Source organism: Sodalis sp. RH15, from assembly GCF_047324255.1.
Taxonomy (GTDB): Bacteria; Pseudomonadota; Gammaproteobacteria; order Enterobacterales; family Enterobacteriaceae; genus Acerihabitans; species Acerihabitans ligni.
Window position 1 is genome coordinate 5,638,085 of sequence record NZ_CP178738.1, and the last position, 21,448, is coordinate 5,659,532.

Consider the following 21,448-nt stretch of genomic DNA (forward strand, 5'->3'; position numbering starts at 1 on the left):
CGAAACTGAGGATGCCGATGAATTTTTAACGCAGACTTTTATAGCAAATAAAAAAAACAATCACAATGGTTTTTTTGCGGTAAACGCGGAATCCATTAGAGAATCCTCTCCCGGCCCGGCCTGCATCGTCGCCTTCGGCCGTGCCCTCCTTACGTTAATGCTAAGCAATGTTGACGTTAATTATCCGGTCCGGACATATTCGCGAAAGACAGAATAAATATAAGTATTATTTAATGAAATAATGAAGATCATTTTCTTAAAAATATTTATAAACGGAGAGCCGACGCAATTTATTTTATAATATGCCGGATTATAATGCCGGAACTCAAATAATAGTCCTGTGCAGGGAGATAACAATGATTAGCTTTGCGCTGCGTAATATATTATGGTTGATTATATATCTCTTCTTTATATTAGCTCCGCTATTTGTTTTATTATTCGGTTCGCTGCCTCCCGCCAGAAGCTTCTGGACCGAGCTATCCATTGCCCTGGGCTATTCCGGGCTGGCGATAATGGGGCTGCAGTTCGGCCTGACATCTCGATTTCGCTGGGTAACCAAACCCTGGGGCGAGGATGTGATCTATCATTTCCATCGAAGAATATCATTCATCGCCCTAGGCCTGGTACTGGCCCATCCGCTGATTCTGTTTGTTATCCGGCCGGAACTGCTGGCGCTGCTCAATTTTATCGCGGCGCCATGGCGCGCCAGATTGGCGGCGATTTCCACTTATTCACTGATTGCCCTTATCATTATGGCGCTGTGGCGGGTGAAATTGAAGTTAAGCTATGAAGCCTGGCATCTGACCCACATCATTCTGGCGGTGGCGGCGGTAGCGGCGGGGATTTTGCATATGGTGGCCTGGGGCGTCTATCTGGTGGACCCGGTAAAAAAGGCGCTATGGTGCGCACTGGCGCTGTTTTGGCTCACGCTCCTGCCCTACGTCCGTATAGTGAAACCGTTGTTTATGCTGCGCCGGCCCTACCGGGTGGCACAGGTTAAGGTCGAACGCGGCGATACGACGACCCTTGTGATGAAACCGGAGGGTCACCAGGGGTTCCGGTTTACGCCGGGACAGTTCGGCTGGCTGACGCTTTGGGGCAGTCCGTTTCAAATCACCGGCCATCCGTTCTCTTTTTCCTCCAGCGCAGAGACGAGCGACGGCAGCGTCGAAATGTCGATCCGCAAACTGGGGGATTTTACCGCCAATGTCAGCCGGGTTGCCGTGGGACAGCGGGTCTATATCGACGGTCCCTACGGAGCCTTCACCATTGGCAACCCGGCGGATATGCATGTACTTATCGCCGGCGGGGTCGGTATTACGCCCATGATGAGCATCCTGCGCACCTTAGCCGATCGCGGCGACAAACGGCCGGTGGTCTTGATCTACGGCAGCAAGGATTGGGAATCCATCACCTTTCGCGAAGAGCTGGATGCCCTGCAGGCGCGGCTCGATCTGAAGCTGGTATACGTCCTGACCCGCCCCCACGAGGGCTGGACCGGTGAAGTAGGCTATATCGACGCCGGGCTGTTCAAACGTCATTTGCCGCCGCCCTTTGATATGCATGAATATTTTATCTGCGGCCCCCATATGATGATGGATGCCATTGAACAGACGCTGGCACAGATGCACGTGCCGATGTCCAAATACCATACCGAACGCTATAACTTCGCTTGAGGAGAATCGGCTATGCAACGACTTTTTGCCGAACGGCTGGCCCTGGCCACCGGGATTGTTATCGTGGCGCTGTCCCTGCTTTTTGCTTATCTACGGGTATATGGCTGAAAATATTCAACGGCCCGGCGGCCAGCCGGGCTGAGTTTCTTGACAAAGTGTCCGGTCGAGGCAGGCTTGACCGCCGTGTCTCACGCCGCATTGGCCGCCGGTCTGAAACGGGCGAACAGCCATTTTTCTATTTCGACAATGATAAAGATGCCGATACTCACCAGCAGGGTCACCCCCCAGTAATAGGCCGGCAGCGGTTCGGTGCCGAATGCCCGGTTCATAAACGGCAGGTAGATGATGGCCAATTGCAGCGCTACCAGTACGGCGGTGACCAGCCATAATCCCTTATTCAAAAACATTTCCCGATTCAGCGGGAAACGATCCGCCACGCGGCAGTTGAACATATAAATCCACTGCGCGGTAACCAGCGTCTGCATTATCAGGGTGCGGATAAATTCGCCGCTATAGCCGCGGGGCAGCAGCAGCGATTCCAGCAAAAAGGCGCTGCAGGCGATAAGCGTACCGACAAAACCGATGCGCCAGATGGCGTGGCCGTCCAGCACGTGCCGAGCGGGATCCCGCGGCTGGCGGCGCATAACGCCTTTTTCCGCCGGCTCAAAGGCCAGGCCGAACGAAAGCGTTGTCGAGGTGGCCATATTCACCCACAATATCTGCAGAGCGGTAAGGGGAATAACGGCCCCCGCCAGGATGGCAAAGATAATCAGCAGGCCCTGCGCCAGGTTGGTGGGCAGTATAAACAGAATGGTTTTTTTCAGGTTATCGTAGACGCGCCGCCCTTCCTTCACCGCGTTGGCGATAGTGGCGAAGTTATCGTCGGTCAAGACCATATCCGCCGCTTCCTTGGTGACCTCGGTTCCCTTAATCCCCATGGCGATACCCACATCGGCCTGTTTGAGCGCCGGCGCATCATTGACGCCGTCACCGGTCATACCCACAATTCCGCCCCTGTTCTGCAATGCTTTTACCAGCCGCAGCTTATGTTCCGGACTGGTACGGGCAAAAATATCATAACGCACCGCGGCGTCGGCCAATTCATCGTCGTCCATATGCTCCAGCCGGCTGCCGGTGATTGAGTCGGCCCCGTTGCCGATACCCAGCATGGCGCCAATGGCCATGGCGGTTTCCTGATGATCGCCGGTTATCATTTTTACCCGGATACCGGCCCGCTGGCACTGGGCAATGGCATCGATGGCTTCCGGACGGGGCGGATCCATCATTCCCGCCATACCGGCGAAGATCATGCCCTGCTGTAAAGCCTCATGCTCCAGCGCCGACTCGCCTTCCGCGCTGTTTTTAAAGGCGGCCGCCACCATGCGCAATCCCTGCTTGGCATAGCGCGCCATCTCCTCTTCCCAGTATTCCCGGCGGAACGGACGCATTCCCTCCTGTGCCAGTTCCTGATGGCAAAAGGCAAACAGCACATCCGGCGCCCCGGTGATGAAAACAAGGGTCTCACCTCCTATCCGATGACGGGTCGCCATGTATTTATACGCGGAATCAAAGGGGATTTTATCCCGCAGCTCCACCTCGCCGAGCCGCAGGGCGGCTTTGGCGGCCAGGACCTTTAACGCGCCCTCCGTCGGTCCGCCGGTAATGCCCCAGCGGCCCCGCTCGTCTTGACTGATTTGGCTGTCGTTACAAAGCTCAACCGCGGTGATAAAGCGCGCCAGGGCGGGATGGGCAGAGAGGTCCACGGCCTGCTCCTCCCCCGGCGAAGAGATCACACCGACCGGCTCATAGCTTTCCCCACTGACCCGATAGCCGCCGTCCGCCGTGACCACCGCTTTCACCGTCATCTCATTCATTGTCAGCGTACCGGTTTTATCAGAGCAGACCACCGTCATCGCCCCCAGGGTTTCCACCGTCGGCAGCTTGCGGATAATGGCCCGTATCCGCGCCATAGACTGTACGCCCAGGGACAGGATAATCGAGATAATGGCCGGCAAACCTTCGGGCACCGAGGCGACCGCCAGGCTTATCAGCGCCAGCAGCAGCTCGGTGAACGGCATATCCCGCAGGAAGAAGGCGAAGACAAACAGCACCGCCATCATCACCAGGATCAGCATGAAAATCCCTTTGCCCAGACGATCCATTTGCGCCAAAAGCGGCGTGCGGTGAGGATCTATGGCGGCCATCATCTGGTTGATATGGCCAAGCTCGGTATCGCCGCCGCTGGCGATAACCACGCCCTTGGCCGTGCCCGCGCTGATGGTTGTACCGGAAAACAGCAGGTTGATGCGATCGCCGATGGTCACTTCACGGTCAATCGCCCCGGTCTGTTTTTCCACCACCGTCGATTCGCCGGTGAGAATCGCTTCCTCCACCAGCAGGTTATGGGCCTCCATTAATCTCAGATCCGCCGGAATCTTGTCGCCAGGGCGCAGCGTGACGATATCGCCGGGCACCAAATCCCCGGCTTCAATGGTCTGGGTTACCCCCTCGCGGATAACCACCGCCTTGGTGGACAGCATATTCTGGATGCTTTTGAGCGACCTTTCGGCATTGCTTTCCTGCACAAAACCAATCAACGCGTTAATCACCGCCACGGCCAGAATAATGACCATATCTACCCACTGTGCCATAACCCCTTTTAACACCGCCGCAATAAGCAGTATGTAGATCAGCACGTCATTAAAATGCGCCAGAAATTGCAATAAAGGATGGCGGGCTTTCCGGGCGGGCAACGTATTGGGTCCATAATGGCGTAGCCGCTCGGCGGCCTCCTGTGTCCCTAATCCGGCATTGCCGGTATTGAGCCGACGCAGCGTTTCTTCCGTATCCAGCCTATACCAGGCATTATCCTGACTCTGCGGTGAAATAGACGGCGTTACCGGTGAGGTATTCATTGCAGGACCCTCCAAATGGCAAACATATACCTGTTATTCGCAAGTAATAATTAAAAGTCCGATTTATCCCGCACGGAAATATTGCCGATAATCCCCCTGGCCCAGCCGGGCCAAAAGCGACTTTCCGCTCGCGAGCAGACAATGGTATGCGATAGGATAATAACAGCCCATTACCGCCATCAATGAGAGGTGAGTCAGCTTATTAACAGGAGACTAATAAATTATTTAAACAAACTTTCGCTAACCCGTGCCGTAATAATGCGTCATGCGCAAATGGGGGATGTATTTTTAAGGGAAGAAGTGAATATATTTATTAGACCAATTTATACATTTATTATTTAATTAATTACACCGTCTTAATGAATATTTAATACCGTATCGGCGACAGGCCTTCTAGCCCGAAGAAAAATGAGCCTGCGAACTGCCTATTGCGGTAAACACATTAATCAGGGCGATCCAAACTTATGGAGCCAAAAGATTACAATAAGCTTTATAAATAATATCAGTCCGGATTTCGTGCGGCGGCATCGGCCCCGCCCCGTAGCCCACGGGGCGGACCGGGTTTAGTGCCGGATCATGATATGCCGTACGGCGGTGTAATCTTCCAAACCGTACATGGACAAATCCTTGCCGAATCCGGAGAGCTTTTGGCCGCCGTGGGGCATTTCGCTAACCAGCATAAAATGGGTATTCACCCAGGTGCAGCCGTATTGCAGGCGGGCGGTGACCCGATGAGCCCGGCCGATATCCGAGGTCCAGACCGAGGAGGCCAGTCCGTAGGGCGAGGCGTTGGCCCAGCGGATGACCTGCGCCTCGTCGTCGAATACCGTGACGGTGACCACCGGTCCAAAGACTTCCCGCTGGACGATTTCATCTTCCTGCCGCGCATCCGCCAGCACCGTGGGGGCAAAATAAAAGCCCTTTCCCTCCAGAGGCGCGCCGCCGGTAATGACCCGGATATGGGGCAGGGCTTTCGCGCGCTCGACAAAACCGGTCACCCGCTGCAGCTGCGCCTGGGTAATCAGCGGCCCCAGTTCGGTGCTTTCATCCGCGGGATCGCCGGCTTTGAGGGTGGCGACGCTGCGGCCCAGGGCGTCCACCAGTTGATCGTACACTCCGCGCTGAACATACAGGCGGCAGGCGGCGGTGCAGTCCTGGCCGGCGTTATAAAAACCGAAGGTTCTGATGCCCTCCACTACCCCGGCGATATCGGCATCGTCAAAGACGATGACCGGCGCCTTGCCCCCCAGCTCCATATGGGTCTTCTTGATGCCGCCGGCGGTATGGGACAGGATATGGGCGCCGGTGGCGATGGAGCCGGTGAGCGATACCATGCGCACGCGCTCATGGCCGGTCAGGGCGTCGCCTATCTCGCTGCCGGTACCGAACAGGACGTTCACCACCCCCGGCGGGAAAATGTCCGCCAGCAGATCCGCCAGATAGAGCGCGGTAAGCGGCGTTTGCTCTGCGGGCTTGAACACCACGCAGTTGCCGGCGGCCAGGGCCGGGGCCAGTTTCCAGGCCGCCATCATCAGCGGATAGTTCCAAGGGGCGATGGACGCCACCACGCCGATGGGGTCGCGCCGGGTAAGGGAGGTATGACCTTCCAGATACTCTCCCGCGGCGCTGCCGCCCAGGCAGCGGCAAGCCCCGGCGAAGAAGCGGAAAACATCCGCCACCGCCGGGATTTCATCGTTGATCACGCAGTGATAAGGCTTGCCGCAGTTTAAGGACTCAAGCCGCGCCAGGGATTCGCCGTGCTGCTCGATGGCGTCCGCCAGTTGCAGCAGCATGGCGGCCCGGCTTTTTGGCGTGGTCTGCCCCCAGCTGTCGAACGCCGCATCCGCCGCCCGTACGGCGGCATCAACCTGTTCAACACCGGCTTCAGCCAGGGTAACGATGATATCGCCGGTGGCCGGATTAATGACCGCGGTCTGTTTACCCGTTCCCGCCTCTGCCCGGCCGTTTATCAGTAATTTATCATGCATAGCCTGTTCCTTATTCAGATACCCGGCCAAATAGCCCTGCTACCGCCGGTGAGATAAAATTTACTTCTCGCCCCCCGCCGTCTCATCGCCGCCGCGGGTGAGATAATATGCCCACAGTATGGGCAGCATGGTCACCAGCGTGACCAGCAGCGACACCACATTGGTGATGGGCACATCCCGCGGCCGGCCCAATTGATTGAGCAGCCACAGCGGCAAGGTCCGCTCATGGCCGGCGGTAAAGGTGGTGACGATGATTTCATCGAACGACAGCGCGAAGGCCAGCATCCCTCCCGCCAGCATAGCCGAGGCCAGTCCCGGCAGCACCACGTACCGGAAGGTCTGCCAGCCGTCGGCGCCAAGGTCCATTGACGCCTCAATCTGACTGTAGGAGATGCGCCGCAGGCGGGCAATGACATTATTGAATACCATTACCACGCAAAACGTGGCGTGGCCGATGACGATGGTGGCCACGCCCGGCTCCACTCCCAGCGCCTTGAAGGCGGAAAGCAGCGCGATGCCGGTAATGATGCCCGGCAGGGCGATAGGCAGGATCATCATCAGGGTAATGGCCTGCTTACCCAGGAAATCGCGCCGGTAAAGAGCCGCCGCCGTCAGCGTGCCGAGGAACAGCGCAATGGCGGTGGCCATGGCGGCTATCTCCAAAGACAGCAACAGCGCCGATAAGATATCCTGCCGTCCGGCGGCCAGCACAAACCAATGCAGGGTGAATCCCTTGGGCGGGAAGCTGAACGCCGCGTCTTCGGTATTGAACGCATACAGCGCGATGATAGCGATGGGAAAATGCAGGAACACCAGGCCGCCCCAGGCGGACAGCTTCAGCGCCAGCGGCGCGCGTTCACTCTTCATTTAACCCTCCTCCCGGTTCGCGGACTTACAGCGCATCGAATGCCCCCAGGCGTTTGGCCAGCGTCAGGTAGATACCGATCAGGACTATCGGCACCAGGGTAAAGGCCGCCGCCATAGGCATATCCCCTATGGCTCCCTGCTGGGCGTAGACCATGCTGCCGATAAAATACCCCGGCGGCCCCACCAACTGGGGCACGATAAAATCCCCCATGGTCAGGGAAAAGGTAAATATCGAGCCGGCGGCGATGCCGGGAACCGCCAAAGGCAGGATCACATAGCGGAAGGTCTGGCCGGGACGGGCGCCCAGATCGGCGGAGGCCATCAACAATGACGGCGGCAGGCGCTCCAGCGCGGCCTGGATCGGCAGGATCATAAACGGCAGCCAGATATAGACGAACACCATAAAGCGGCCGAGATGGGAGGTGGACAGGGTGCTGCCGCCGATACCCGGCACGGTCAACACCGCCTGCAGCGCCCCCTCCAGCCCGAGATGCTGCAAGAACCATTGCAGCACGCCGTCATGAGCCAGCAGCAGGGTCCAGGCATAGGCTTTGACAATATAGCTGGCCCACATGGGCATCATGACCGCGATATAAAAAAAAGCCTTGGTGCGCCCGCGGGTGTAGCGGGCCATATAATAGGCCAGCGGGAAAGCCAGCAGCGCGCCGGCCGCCGTCACCGCCAGGGCCATGCACAGGGTGCGTAAAATGATATCGTAATTGGCCGGGCTGAACAGCGCGGCAAAGTTGGCGGCGGTGAGCGTCGGCTGGACCGTCATGGTGAAGTCGTCAAAGGTGTACATCCCTTGCCACAGCAGGGCCAGCAATGCGCCGATATACACGATGCCGAACCACATCAATGGCGGCAACAGCAGCAACAGCAGGAAAAACGTCGGCCGCCGATAGAAAAACGTGGCGAGGGCGCCGCCGGGCCCGGACGGATTCGGCAACGGCGGCGGCTGGGACGGTGAACGGGGCTGGGAGGAATCCGGCACGATCATATCCATACCTCTCACTCCCGCAGCGCCGTCATGGCCGCCCGGGGCCATGACGCCGTCAGCCGCTGGCCCAGCGCCGGTCCGTCCGGCGTCCCCACTCCCGCCGGATGGGTTTCGCTGACGGTAAACCGCACGCCCCGGGCCAAGGTTAATTCATACCGGGTCATGGCTCCCTGAAACAGGATATTGCTCAGTTCTCCGTTGACCGACAGTTCATCCGCCGCCGGCCGGGTTAGCCGGTGAATGCGGGCGAACTCCGGCCGGATGGCGAAGATGCCGTTCTCGCCGGTCAGCTCCCGCGCCAGTTCACCCTCGATAACATTGGCGCTGCCGACAAAATTGGCCACAAAGGTACTGCGGGGCGTGAGATAGAGCTGACGGGGATTGTCCACCTGCTCAATACGCCCGCGATTGAATACCGCCACCCGATCGGACATGGAAAGCGCCTCGCCCTGATCGTGGGTGACAAAAATAAAGGTAATGCCCAGCCGCCGCTGCAGGGTTTTCAGTTCCCCCTGCATTTGCTCCCGCAGCTTAAGATCCAGCGCCCCCAGCGGTTCGTCCAGCAGCAATACCCGGGGTTCGTTCACCAGCGCCCGCGCCAGCGCCACCCGCTGCCGCTGGCCGCCGGACAAATGGGCCGGCTTGCGGTTATGAACGTCCTCCAGCTCCACCAGCCGCAGCATGGCGCGGGCACGGTTCATCCGTTCGCTGCGTCCCACCCCTTTTACCATCAGGCCATAGGCCACGTTATCCAGCAGCGACAGATGAGGGAACAGCGCGTAATCCTGAAAAACGGTATTCACATCGCGCCGATAGGGCGGCAGATCGACGGTATCCCGTCCATGCAGGCGGATGGTGCCGGTATCCGGCCGCTCAAAACCGGCGATCAGCCGCAGGCAGGTGCTTTTGCCCGATCCCGACGGTCCCAGCAGGGAAAAAAATTCCCCGTCGGCAATATCGAGGGACACCCGATCCACGGCGGCCACACCGTTGAAACGACGGGACACATTATCCAGGGCAACGGCGCTGGTCATAGTCATTTTCCTCCAGGTCAACGGACATCCGCCTCAGCATTGATGTCCCGCTCTTTGCCGCCCCGTACGCTGCGGCTACCTCTTCAGCGCCCGCCCATAATGGCGATATAATCCTGCGTCCAGCGGCTGTAGGGCACGCACTGACCGCCGCCGGCGCTATCGCATTTGGCGGTGGGGGTTTTCCAAAAGGCAATTTTTGCAAACTGATTGAACCCGTTGGTTTCGCAGCCTTTCGCCCCCAGCAGGGTGCTGGCTTTACAGCCGTCCGGCACCGCCGGCACTGAACCGAACCAGGCGGCCACGTCACCCTGGACCTTCGGTTCCAGCGACCAGTTCATCCAGCGGTAGGCGCAGTTGGGATGACTGGCGTCGGCGTGCAGCATGGTGGTATCCGCCCAACCGGTTACCCCCTCCTTGGGTATTACCGTGGCGATAGGCTGCCCCTCCCCCTCGAGGCCATTGGCCTGATACGGCCAGGCGCCGGAGGCCACCACGCCCTCGTTTTTAAAGTCGCTCATCTGTACCGAGGTATCGTGCCAGTAACGGTGGATCAGCGGATGCTGCTGCTTAAGCAAAGCCAGCACCGCCTGGTATTGCGTTTCGTTCAGCTGATAGGGATCCTTGATACCCAGTTCAGGCCGCGTGCTTTTGAGATAAAGCGCCGCATCAGCGATATAGATGGGGCCGTCGTAAGCCTGCACCCGCCCCTTGTTGCTTTTGCCGTCCGGCAGGTTCTGCGGCTCGAACACCACCGCCCAGCTGTCCGGCGGCGTGGTGAAAACCTTGGTATTGTACATCAGCACATTCGGCCCCCATTGATAAGGGGTACCGTACACCTTGCCGTCGACGTTAAACCAGGGACCGCCCGACAGACGGGAATCCACATTATGCCAATTGGGAATCAGCGCGGTATTGATGGGTTGGACCCGCTTGCCGTAAATCAGCCGCAGCGAAGCGTCTCCCGACGCGGTCACCAGATCGTAGCCGCCCTTGGCCATCAAGCTGACCATCTCGTCGGAGGTGGCGGCGGTTTTCACATTGACCTGACAGCCGGTCTGTTTTTCGAACGCGGTGACCCAATCATAGTTTTTATCGGTCTGGCCCCGTTCGATATAACCGGGCCAGGCGATGATATCCACCTGCCCCTCGCTTTTTCCCAATTGCGTCGGCAGATCGGCGGCCTGGGCCAGCGTTACGCCGCACAACCAGCTCAAACATAGCATACCCGCCTGCGTTATCTTCATCATCGCCTGTCTCCTGTCATACCATAAAGGCTCAGTGCCGTGAGGGAAACCGGCCGTCGAATTTCGCCATGATGTGGCGAACCACGCTGTAGTCCTGTAACGCTTCACCGGAGAGATCCTTGCCGTAGCCGGAGCTTTTCAGCCCGCCGTGCGGCATCTCGCTCACCAGAGTGAAATGGGTATTGATCCAGGTACAGCCGTATTGCAACTTCGACGCCAGGTAAAACGCCTGATCCACATCCCGCGTCCAGACCGAGGATGCCAGACCGTATTCCGAGTCGTTAGCCCACTCCAGCACCTGCTCGATATCGTCGAAACAGGTCACGCTGACCACCGGACCAAACACCTCGCGCTTAATGATTTCATCCTGTTGCAGACAGCCGGCCAGAAGCGTCGGCCGGTAGAAAAAACCGGGGCCGTCATGGGCGCCGCCGCCGGCTATCAGGGAAATATGCGGCTGTTCCAGCGCCCGTTCGATAAAGCTGGCCACCCGATCGCGCTGGCGGGCGGAAATCAGCGGGCCGAGATCGTTTTCATCGTCGATGGGCCGGCCGAAACGCAGGCTTTTCACCGCCTCTCCCAGAGCCTCCACCAGTCGGGGATAAATACCGGCCTGGGCATAAACGCGACAGGCCGCCGTACAATCCTGGCCGGCATTGTAATAACCGAACTGCCGGATACCGGCCACCACCGCCGCCAGATCCGCATCATCGCAGACAATCACCGGCGCATTCCCCCCCAGCTCCAGATGGGTACGTTTAATGCCGCCGACCGCCGCCTGAAGAATCTTTTGTCCGGTCACGGTATCGCCGGTCACGGAAATCATCCGCACCAGAGGATGATTCACCAGCACCGCCCCGGTGGTCTCGCCCCGGCCGAACATCACGTTAATGACGCCGCCCGGCAGCAGACCGTCCAGGCGGTGCATCAATGCCAGAATGGATAACGGAGTATGCTCGGAAGGTTTAAACACCAGGGTGTTGCCGGCCGCCAGGGCCGGCGCGATTTTCCACGCGGCCATCATCAGCGGATAATTCCACGGCGCGATAGACGCCACCACGCCGATGGCATCGCGTCTGAGCATCGACGTATGGCCGGGAAGATATTCACCCGCCAGTTGCCCTTGCCGGCAGCGCACGGCCCCGGCGAAAAAACGGAACACATCGGCGGCGGCGGCGATATCGTCGTTAAATGCCTGATGGAAGGGTTTGCCGCAGTTCAGCGCCTCCAGCCCGGCCAGTTGCCGGCCATCGCGCTCAATGACCGCCGCGATGTCCAGCAATACCCCCGCACGATGGGCCGGCGTGGTGGAGGACCACTGCCGGAAGGCCCGGTGCGCGGCGGCTACCGCCCCCATCACCTGCTCCTCGCCGGCTTCCCGCAGCGTCAGAATCACCTTGCCGGTGGCGGGATTGACAATATTCTCCGCCGATCCCTCGCCGGCGACCTTTTCTCCACCGATATAATTTACCCAGGGAATCCCGGTTAACAGCGATTGATCGATCAAAGCGATAACCCTCCGGCCCGGACATGGGAGTTAACAACTTATATACATAACCTTATACATAATCTTATCGATGAGACTATCCCGCCCACGGGCCCAGCGACAAATACTAAATAACGAACGTGGCGTTCGGAAAAAGCGAAGGGATGCGGGATGAATTGCCAAACAGCCGGATAGCGGTCTTCTAACAAGTCAACAGCTTTAAGCGAAGGTTAAACCGAACGTGTTAAAGGGAGACCGTGCCAATGAGGTCGAAGCGGGCGTGGTTTTTCCGCCCGCCCGAGTGCCTCATGGCGCGGTAGGCCCGCTATCACTAAAGCTTAAACCGTACTGTTAAAGGGAGGCCGTGCCAATGGGGCCGAACCTTTATGCCACCGGCTTGCGGCCCGGCGTTTTTTCCCGCGCCAGGGCGAGAAACGGCGCAATCAGCTCCGGACGGCTGTTACCCCGCCGCCAGGCCAGGCCCACATTCAAATGCTCGTTAAGATCCGACAACTGGCGCGCCTCGATCATACTGCCCTCCAGCGACCAGGGCCGATAGGCCATATCGGGCTGAATAGATACCCCCAGCCCCGCGGCCACCATACTACGCACCGCCTCCGTAGACGCGGTGCGCATGGCGATACAGGGATGCAGGCCGGCACGGGCCCAAATTTGACGGGCATGCCGTTCCATCTCGTCGGCGTTAAGCTGCACCAGCGGATAGGCAGCAACATCCGCCAGGGCAATAGACTCCTGCTCCAAAAGAGGATGCAGCGGCGGCAGCCACAGCCGATAGGGAGAATGCACCAGCACCTCGGTCTGCAAAGCGTGGCGATCCTCAAGGTTACTCAGTATCAACACCCCGATATCGATCTCGCCGTTAACCAGCAAATGCTCGATATAGCGCCGCTCATCCTCAACGATGCGCACGTTGACCCCCGGATAACAGGCGCGAAAACGGGTGAGTATATCCATCAGAAAATAACCGGACACCAGACTGGTCACCCCCAGGGTCAGATCGCCGCTAAGGCTTTCCATCCCCTGCCGAACGCTGAATTTGGCATTCTCCACCGTGGCCAGGATCAAATTGGCCTGCCGCAGGAACTGATGCCCCTGGTGGGTCAGCGTCATACCCTTGGCGTGACGCTCGAACAGCGGCGCCGCCAGTTCATCCTCCAACTGCTGAACCGCCAGCGTCAAAGAGGACTGAGCCACAAACGTCGCCTGGGCGGCGCCGGAAATGGAGCCGGCTTCCGCCACTGCGATAAAATGCCGTAACTGCCGCAGTGTTAGCATATGCCCCCGCCTGGTTTGCGCACTCTTTCAACGGAATCCCCCACAACCCCGCCACAAGCGTCCCGGATACCGCTCGATAGAGAGCTGGCCGCGAATCCTAGCATCAAGTTATATAGAGAGTAGGCCGGCAATTCTAGAAATTAGTGATCCCTCCAATACAATTCGGAAAAAACGTCGGTTATCCCGCGACCGCAATCGAGTAGGCCGCCCCGAGGCAGGAAAGGATCGCACGCCTCGCTTTTTTACCCGCCTTGCTATAGTTAAAAAACGGTAACCGTTCCGCTGGCCTGAATACCGGCTTCACCCGCGCTGTGAGGATTGGAAATGACAAACTTATCGGTAAAAAATCATAAAGTTTACTGGCGCGCCAGCGGCCAGCAATTGGTGATAGAACCCTGGGGAAAAAATAGCCTGCGGATCCGGGCCACCTGCTCACCGCATCTGGATCTGCAAGAGAACTGGGCCCTGCTGCCCGACCCCGACAATCACCAGGTGAAAATCAAGGAAAAGCCGTCGATGGTGCGTATTACCCACGGCAATATCACGGCGGAGATAGATAATCGCGGACGGCTGGCTTTTTACAACCAGCGCGGAGAGCTGCTGCTGTCGGAGTGGTGGCGGCAAAGAACCACCGAAGATATTCCGGGGGATATCAAAAAGGAAAAATACGTCAGTCCGCTGGAAATCGAGGCACGGGAATTCAACCCTATACCCGGTGGGAAATATCAGCTGACCCAATATTTCGAAGCCCACCGGGATGAAAAAATATTCGGCATGGGGCAGTACCAGCAGTCGATGCTGGACCTGAAAGGCTGCGTGCTGGAACTGGCGCAGCGCAACTCCCAGTCCAGCGTACCCTTTATGCTCTCCAGTCTGGGCTACGGCATGTTATGGAACAATCCGGCGGTGGGGGAAGTGCATTTCGCCAACAACCAAACCCTCTGGCGGGCGCGGGTCACCCATCAGCTTGATTATTGGATAACCGCAGCGGACCGGCCGTCGGAGCTGGTGGAGCAGTATGCCGCGGTCACCGGCACGGTGGAGGTGATGCCGGAATTCGCCACCGGTTTCTGGCAATCGAAATTACGCTACCGAACCCAGGACGAAGTGCTGATGGTGGCGGAAGAATACCGACGCCGCAAACTGCCGCTGTCGGTACTGGTGATCGACTCTTTTCACTGGCCTATCCAGGGTACCTGGCGCTTCAACGACATTGACTGGCCGAACCCGAAGGCCATGGTGGATAAACTGCGGGCCATGGGTATCGAACTGATGGTTTCCGTGTGGCCCACCGTGGACCAGCGGGCCGAAAGCTACAACGAAATGGAAACCGAAGATTTTCTGGTCCGCAGCGATCGCGGCATACCTATCACTCTTGATTCCAGGGGCAGCACCACTTTTGTTGATACCACCCATCCCGGCGCGCGGGATTATGTCTGGCAAAAAATCAAACAGAACTATTACGATATCGGTATCCGCTGGTTCTGGCTCGATATGGCGGAACCGGAGTACCGGACCTACCATTTTGACAATTATCGTTATTTTATGGGTACCGCGCTGGAAGTGGGCAACATCTATCCGCAAAAATTCGCCCAGTGCCTGTATGACGGCCAACGGCGGGAGGGGCAGCGGGATGTTCTCAACCTGGTTCGCTGCGCCTGGGCCGGCAGCCAGCGTTTCGGCATGCTGGCCTGGTCAGGGGACGTACACTCATCTTTCCATGCCCTGCATAATCAGGTGGTGGCCGGCTTGAACATGGGTCTGGCGGGCATTCCCTGGTGGACCACCGACATCGGCGGCTTCCAGGGGGGACGGCATGACGATCCCGCCTTCCGGGAACTCTTGATCCGCTGGTTCCAGTGGGGGGTATTTTGCCCGGTGTGCCGCCTGCACGGGTGCCGGGAACCGGAAATCCCGCCGCCGGAAATGTACCGCGACGGCGTTGAACAGTGCAACAGCGGATCCCCCAACGAGCTCTGGAGCTTCGGCGAGGAAAACGAACGGATCATGTCCCGCTGGCTGGGCATCCGCGAGCGCCTGCGGCCCTATATTCATGACCAGATGGTGGCGGCGCATCAAAAGGGCACGCCGGTCATGCGGCCGCTCTTTTATGATTTTCCCGACGACCCGGCCTGCTGGGAGATAGAGGACCAGTATATGTTCGGCCCGGAGATTTTGGTGGCGCCGGTACTGGCCCAGGGCATGCAGTCACGGCGGGTCTACCTCCCACCCGGCGACGGCTGGCGGGACCTGTTAACCGATCAACGGCGGCCCGGCGGCGGCTGGATAGAGGTGGACACCCCCATCGATACCATACCGGTATTTGTGCGGGGGGACGCCACCGTACTGGCTTAAGCCGGATTCGCCCTCACAGGCTGATGATACCTCCTTCCCATGGTCGGATAATCCCCTGCTCCAGCAGGGGCACAGCGGTATAATTATGCAATATGCTGGCCGCCTGGGGAGAGATCCGCAGGTCCGCCGGGTTGATGGCCAAGGTCTGACGGCTGAAATTACCGAACACCAGATACCGGCGGTTATCGTATTCACGCACATAAGCAAACAGCTGTTCATGCCGCGGCAGTAATAATTCATAACTGCCGTAAACCAGCCAGTCCGCGGTTTTGCGCAGCGCTATCAAACGGCGGTAGAAATGGAAAATCGAGTAGGGATCTTTCAAAGCCGCATCGACATTAATCTCGCTATAGTTGGGGTTCACCTTTATCCAGGGCGCGCCGCTGCTGAAACCGGCATGCTCGCCCCCATCCCACTGCATCGGCGTACGGGCGTTATCCCGGCCCTTGGCGTAGATTGAAGCCATGATGCTGCCCGCGCCATGGCCGGCAGCCAGCCGATCCCGGTAGAGATGAAGGGTCTCGATATCACGATAATCCGCCATATCGGTAAAGCGGACATTGGTCATACCGATTTCCTCTCCCTGGTAGATAAACGGCGTTCCGGCCATACCGTACATCACGGTAGCCAGCATTTTGGCGCTTTGTAGCCGATATTCGCCTTCATCGCCGAATCGGGACACCGCCCGCGGCGTATCATGATTGTTCCAGAACAGGCTGTTCCAGCCCCTGCCGTATAACTCTGTCTGCCACCGGCTCAACAACGACTTCAAATCAAGCAGAGAGTATGGAGCGAGATCCCATTTTTCCCCGCCGGGCTGCGCCTGATCCAGGGTAAGATGGCCGAATTGGAAAATCATGCTCAGCTCATGCCGCGCCGGAGAGCTCCACAGATGGCCGGTTTCCGGCGTCGCCGTCCAGGATTCCCCCACCGTCAGCACATTCCGCGGACCAAAGCTTTTTTCATTCAGCTCGCGGACATACTCGTGCAGCCGGGGACCGTTGGCGGTAATGCCCTGTTCCGGAACCTTGCCAATCAGATCGATAACATCGAACCGAAAGCCGCCGATGCCCTTGTCCAGCCAAAAAATGAGAATATCCGCGATCTCCTGGCGCACCTGGGGATTGCGCCAGTTTAAATCCGGCTGTTTTTTGCTAAAGAGATGCAGATAATATTCACCGGTTTCCGCTTCATACTGCCAGGCGCTGCCGCCGAAGGTGGAAGACAATGCATTGGGTTGTTTGGCCCAGATATAATAATCTCGATAAGGGTTATCCGCTGATTTCCGCGCTTCCATAAACCATTTATGCTCATCGCTGGTGTGATTGGCGACAATGTCCATCATGATTTTCATGCCGCGCTTACCCGCCTCGGCTATCAGCAGTTCCATATCCGCCATGGTGCCGAACTCTTGCATAATCCGGCCATAATCGGCGATATCATAACCGTTGTCATCGTTGGGGGAGGCGTAAACCGGGCACAGCCACAGCACGTCCACCCCCAGCAAAGCCAGATAGTCCAGCTTGGACCGGATACCGGCCAGATCGCCGATGCCATCGCCGTCGCTATCACAAAAACTGCGTGGATAAATTTGGTAAACCGACGAACGATGCCACCAGCAATCCTGTTTATGCATAACAAAGCCCTTGTGCCGCCCGGCGAGCGGGCCCGCCGTATGGTTATAGCCTTGGGTAAGGTATATCGCAGGAAAAGGGACAGCGCCAGATGAAGTTTGTCAGGGAACTTTGCCACGCCGGGCTATCTATAAATCAGCACTGCTGGAAATATTAACACAGGCTCAACAAGTGAAGGTATTTAATGGATTCAGATCTCGCAGATGATAAATTTCGTCTGGACACACTATTCACACTATTGCGGACACTCAAACATATTTTATTTAAATTCTAAAAATTGCAGAGAATAAATATGACTACCTATTTTTCTTCAAATATTAATCAATACTACTTTTCTTCCACAACAAAGCCTTCATCCCAACGCAACAACGGCATGGGTAAATCTTTCAAAAGCGCATCCAACGCCGCCCTGCCGAAAGCATTCTCTTGGATAACCGGCATTGCGGGCTGCGCAATGTTAACGCTCCCCATCTATCTCAGCCGCACGGCAATCTCAGCCGCCGTCCATAATATAAACCGCTCGCTGTTTTATAGGGAAGGCAGCGCCTGCCAGGCTATCAAAGAACTGTTATCCGCTGGTATAGGTTATGGCGCCGCGGGCGGGGCCATTTACGGCTTATCAACAGCGCTGCTGCTCAATGAATTAAGCAGAATCAGTAACCGCTCCCCGGATAAGGGCCATTCCAAAGACTTATTATTGGTCATCGGTGGGACCTTAGGGATGATAGCCGGCGGTCTGGCCGGCGCGGTGTATTCCGTTTCACTACAGCAAGATTATCCTGATTACTATCATCACGCACAGGATAATTACCATGCAAATGGCCATCACCACGCAAATTATAATCCGTCAATGATTAACGATTAACCCTTGGCCGCCACCGCACAGCGGGTACGATAATATATACTAACCGTAAAATGCTTATTGATACCCTATGCCTTCATTTATTTTAAAAAAGCCATGTCTACTCAATGCTATAGAGGAAAATATGAATATTGATTCCGAGCCAATCAGAACTAATGATACCGCTATCCCCGGAAGTACGTTTTTATCAAAAAGCAAACGCGGCATAAGCGCTATTTTTCAGCGCGTGTCCAACTCCCCCCTGTGGCAAGATCCGGCCTGCCGTACCAGCTTTGCCTGCGGCGCGCTCGTGTCAACCGCCTCGTATGCCGGCGCTAAATTAATCTCATCCGCGGTCTATGATATAAACGAGTTGTTGGCGCCTTGCGAAAGCGTCTCACCTCAGACTTATGGCGAGGTAATGAGTGCAGGTTTGAAATATGGCCTGTCCGGCGGCATCTTATCCGGGTTGGCGGTAGCGGCTATTATCAGGAGAAACATGAATTTCATAAACGTCAGCGAAGATTATGATCACGCCAAGAAACAACTGTTGAAAATTGGCGCGGCCATAGGGTTATCATTCGGCGCTATTGCCGGCATGCTGTATGCTGTCCATTTGCAACAAGTTCATAATACGGACGATAGCCATTTGGCCTGCTCAGGTCATCCCCCTATCATCATCAGAGAACAGCATTTTGATATTTAACCATTTTCCCGGCGAAAGAGGCGGCGTCTTATGAGGCCCCGAAGAGCGATTCTCCGCCATTAAGCCAAACCAACAACCCACGGGTATTGTTTTAGGCTCAATAAGCGCCAATACTTATTGAGTCAGATTCACCTGAATGCCGTAGTTTGATGTTTAAAGTAAAATAGCCATAATAATGTGATGATCCGTTTCATACATTTTTATGTTCCAAATAGAATAGAGAAAAATATGATCATCGATAATAGTTCACGAGGGTATGATTATATCCCCATGACAACACTTCTTTCCGAAACTCATGTTGATATGGGCACGCGTATTCAAACAATATCCAATGTTGCCCCATCGCCGGTACGATCCTGCTTAATCGGCATCTCCTGCGGAGTAATTATGGCCGCCACGACATACATCAGCGGCAAGGCCATTACCAGTGCGGTTTACGATTTAAACAGCCATTTGGCGCCGGGGGAGCCGGGAAAAAGCGGCTCTCCTAAAGACATCATTCATCTGGGCTTAAATTATGGCGCAATGGGTGGAATCATCACCGGATTGTCGGCTGCGATGGTTCTCAGGGAGTGTATCAAGCTCAGTAACCGCCCCGATTTTTATGCCGATCACAAGAATATCTTATTGATTATAGGCGGCACCGTGGGTATGGGACTCGGCAGCATCTTCGGGGCAATGTATTCTGTCGCGCTGAATCATTGGATAACTATACTTGATAGTGAGAGCTGAAATAATTAATCCTTAGTAGAATACTGATATCCTTTGCTCATGCACCTTGCCCCTACTCGTTTTGAAAAGCCAAACACAGGCCGTGAAAAAGTCACCACTTCCTCCAACGACGCTTTTAACAGCGGCGTGATGGTAAAAGTCCGGCACTGAGCCTGCACGCGTACGGCTTGGTCGGCCAAGATAAAGCAATTGATGATTTCGGATGGCTCACTGTAATAAACGCTAAGTGGGCAATCCGTCTGTTATCCAAACGGCCCGTCCGGGCGGAACCAGACGAAGGCTCTCTTCGGTTTGAATCGATAGCGTCCCCATGATGACCTGGGTAAGCTGGCGGAGGGATGTTGATGATAGGCCATACGCGCGCCTCTGCCGGAAATAGCCATGAGCAATATCAGCGCCAAGGTGAAGGAGGGCAAACTCACCGATGCGACTACAATTGCCTTCACCCAGCGGACGTTCGATAGCTTCCTGGCCTCCGTCTTCGAATAAGCATCAGGCATGGCACGCATTGTCATTCCCCCTTAAGTCCGGAGAGCTAGTATTGCCTTGGTAGTACTGTCAATTATCATTTTTGGCGGCCTGGGATGGCGGGATTGTTCTGCGCCCTGTTGAGTGTAAATTCCACAAACGATTCCCCGCCCACCATGTCGAAAGCCATGACGCAAGCTACATTTTAGATCGAACCGCGTTATGCATCTTTATCACCGGCCGCTGCTTGGGGCCGTTTTGAGCAATTCCTCTTTCCTATCATAAGGAACACATTATGAGTACGATTAACGCAGCCGCATCAGGCCAATTCAAGCTTGGGGATTTCACCATTAACCGTTTGGGCTTTGGGGCCATGCGCATCACCGGCGAAGGTATCTGGGGACAACCGGCCGACAGGGAAGCCTGTCTCGCCACCTTGCGCCGCCTTCCTGAACTGGGCGTCAATTTTATCGATACCGCCGACAGTTATGGTCCCGACGTCAGCGAACAGCTGATTCATGAGGCGTTACATCCTTATAAAGGCCTGCTCATCGCCACCAAGGGCGGACTGACCCGCCATGGACCGAATATCTGGCAGCCGGTGGGACGTCCGGAGTATCTGCGCCAGGCGGTATTGCTGAGCCTGCGTAAACTGGGCGTCGAACAAATCGGCCTGTGGCAGTTGCATCGTATCGATGCCAAAGTTCCGGCGGAAGAACAGTTCGGCGCCATCGCGCAGATGCAAAAAGAGGGTTTGATCCGCCATGTGGGATTAAGCGAAGTGGACGTTTCGCAGATCAAAGCAGCGCAAAAGTTCTTCCCGGTGGTCTCGGTGCAGAACATGTACAATCTGGTGACGCGCAGCCATGAAGCGGTGGTGGATTACTGCACCGAAAACAATATCGGTTTTATCCCCTGGTTCCCCCTGGCCTCAGGCGACCTGGCCAAACCCGGCTCCTTGCTGGATACGCTGGCGAAACAGAAAGGGGCGACTCCCAGCCAAATCGCCCTGGCTTGGATATTGAAGCGCAGCCCGGTTATGCTGCCCATTCCCGGCACCAGCAGCGTGAAGCATCTGGAAGAAAACGTGGCGGCGGCCAATGTGACCCTGACCGATGAAGAGTTTGCACAGCTCGACCAGCAGGGCCGCAAGCAGCAGCACTAAAGCGCCCATTGTCCTATAAGCTCCCCATGCCACGGTAGGCC

The 21,448-nt window shown here is 56.6% G+C and carries 15 protein-coding genes; 6 read left to right on the top strand and 9 right to left on the bottom strand.

The genetic code is table 11. From position 1 onward, the window contains the following. The first annotated feature begins 356 nt into the window (after window positions 1-356). Window positions 357-1,676, top strand: a complete 1,320-nt coding sequence (locus tag ACL2XO_RS25525; protein ID WP_413741823.1) for a ferric reductase-like transmembrane domain-containing protein — start codon at window positions 357-359, stop codon at window positions 1,674-1,676. Between the two features lie 188 nt (window positions 1,677-1,864). On the opposite strand, the gene ACL2XO_RS25530 is transcribed toward ACL2XO_RS25525, so the two are convergent. The 8 genes from ACL2XO_RS25530 to ACL2XO_RS25565 form a co-directional block, all read right to left on the bottom strand. Then, a complete protein-coding gene (locus ACL2XO_RS25530; protein WP_413725860.1) occupies window positions 1,865-4,591 on the bottom strand; it encodes a cation-transporting P-type ATPase in 2,727 nt (908 codons plus the stop codon). Between the two features lie 563 nt (window positions 4,592-5,154). Then, entirely contained in the window at window positions 5,155-6,579 is a 1,425-nt protein-coding gene (gene patD / locus ACL2XO_RS25535; protein ID WP_413741824.1) for an aminobutyraldehyde dehydrogenase, read from the bottom strand. Between the two features lie 60 nt (window positions 6,580-6,639). Beyond that, window positions 6,640-7,446, bottom strand: coding sequence for an ABC transporter permease (locus ACL2XO_RS25540; RefSeq protein WP_413741825.1), 807 nt, complete (start codon window positions 7,444-7,446; stop codon window positions 6,640-6,642). A 25-nt stretch (window positions 7,447-7,471) separates the two neighbouring features. Continuing rightward, window positions 7,472-8,446 (bottom strand): ABC transporter permease, encoded by a 975-nt coding sequence (locus ACL2XO_RS25545; RefSeq protein WP_132927967.1) that lies wholly within the window; start codon window positions 8,444-8,446, stop codon window positions 7,472-7,474. An 11-nt stretch (window positions 8,447-8,457) separates the two neighbouring features. Then, window positions 8,458-9,480 (bottom strand): ABC transporter ATP-binding protein, encoded by a 1,023-nt coding sequence (locus ACL2XO_RS25550; RefSeq protein ID WP_413741826.1) that lies wholly within the window; start codon window positions 9,478-9,480, stop codon window positions 8,458-8,460. 83 nt (window positions 9,481-9,563) lie between these two features. Continuing rightward, window positions 9,564-10,724 (bottom strand): putative ABC transporter substrate-binding protein YdcS, encoded by a 1,161-nt coding sequence (ydcS, locus tag ACL2XO_RS25555; RefSeq protein WP_413743111.1) that lies wholly within the window; start codon window positions 10,722-10,724, stop codon window positions 9,564-9,566. A 31-nt stretch (window positions 10,725-10,755) separates the two neighbouring features. Further along, on the bottom strand, window positions 10,756-12,231 hold the full coding sequence (locus tag ACL2XO_RS25560) for a gamma-aminobutyraldehyde dehydrogenase (protein ID WP_413741827.1): 1,476 nt from the start codon (window positions 12,229-12,231) through the stop codon (window positions 10,756-10,758). A 363-nt stretch (window positions 12,232-12,594) separates the two neighbouring features. Continuing rightward, the gene (locus tag ACL2XO_RS25565) at window positions 12,595-13,506 is read right to left on the bottom strand and encodes a LysR substrate-binding domain-containing protein (RefSeq protein WP_203520613.1); all 912 of its coding nucleotides are present in this window, start codon (window positions 13,504-13,506) and stop codon (window positions 12,595-12,597) included. Between the two features lie 324 nt (window positions 13,507-13,830). Between ACL2XO_RS25565 and ACL2XO_RS25570 the strand changes: the two genes are divergently transcribed. Then, entirely contained in the window at window positions 13,831-15,861 is a 2,031-nt protein-coding gene (locus ACL2XO_RS25570; protein ID WP_413741828.1) for a TIM-barrel domain-containing protein, read from the top strand. A gap of 13 nt (window positions 15,862-15,874) precedes the next feature. Here the strand turns inward: ACL2XO_RS25570 and ACL2XO_RS25575 are convergent, their stop codons facing one another. Beyond that, window positions 15,875-17,497: a glycoside hydrolase family 13 protein gene (locus ACL2XO_RS25575; RefSeq protein ID WP_413741829.1), complete on the bottom strand. Its 1,623-nt coding sequence runs from the start codon at window positions 17,495-17,497 to the stop codon at window positions 15,875-15,877. A gap of 290 nt (window positions 17,498-17,787) precedes the next feature. Between ACL2XO_RS25575 and ACL2XO_RS25580 the strand changes: the two genes are divergently transcribed. The 4 genes from ACL2XO_RS25580 to ACL2XO_RS25595 all read left to right on the top strand — a co-directional run bounded on the left by ACL2XO_RS25580 (window position 17,788) and on the right by ACL2XO_RS25595 (window position 21,407). Continuing rightward, the gene (locus tag ACL2XO_RS25580) at window positions 17,788-18,360 is read left to right on the top strand and encodes a hypothetical protein (RefSeq protein ID WP_413725867.1); all 573 of its coding nucleotides are present in this window, start codon (window positions 17,788-17,790) and stop codon (window positions 18,358-18,360) included. 121 nt (window positions 18,361-18,481) lie between these two features. Then, entirely contained in the window at window positions 18,482-19,042 is a 561-nt protein-coding gene (locus ACL2XO_RS25585) for a hypothetical protein (protein ID WP_413741830.1), read from the top strand. Between the two features lie 228 nt (window positions 19,043-19,270). After that, window positions 19,271-19,774, top strand: coding sequence for a hypothetical protein (locus ACL2XO_RS25590; RefSeq protein WP_413741831.1), 504 nt, complete (start codon window positions 19,271-19,273; stop codon window positions 19,772-19,774). 763 nt (window positions 19,775-20,537) lie between these two features. Continuing rightward, window positions 20,538-21,407: an aldo/keto reductase gene (locus tag ACL2XO_RS25595; protein WP_413741832.1), complete on the top strand. Its 870-nt coding sequence runs from the start codon at window positions 20,538-20,540 to the stop codon at window positions 21,405-21,407. The last annotated feature ends 41 nt before the right edge of the window (window positions 21,408-21,448 follow it).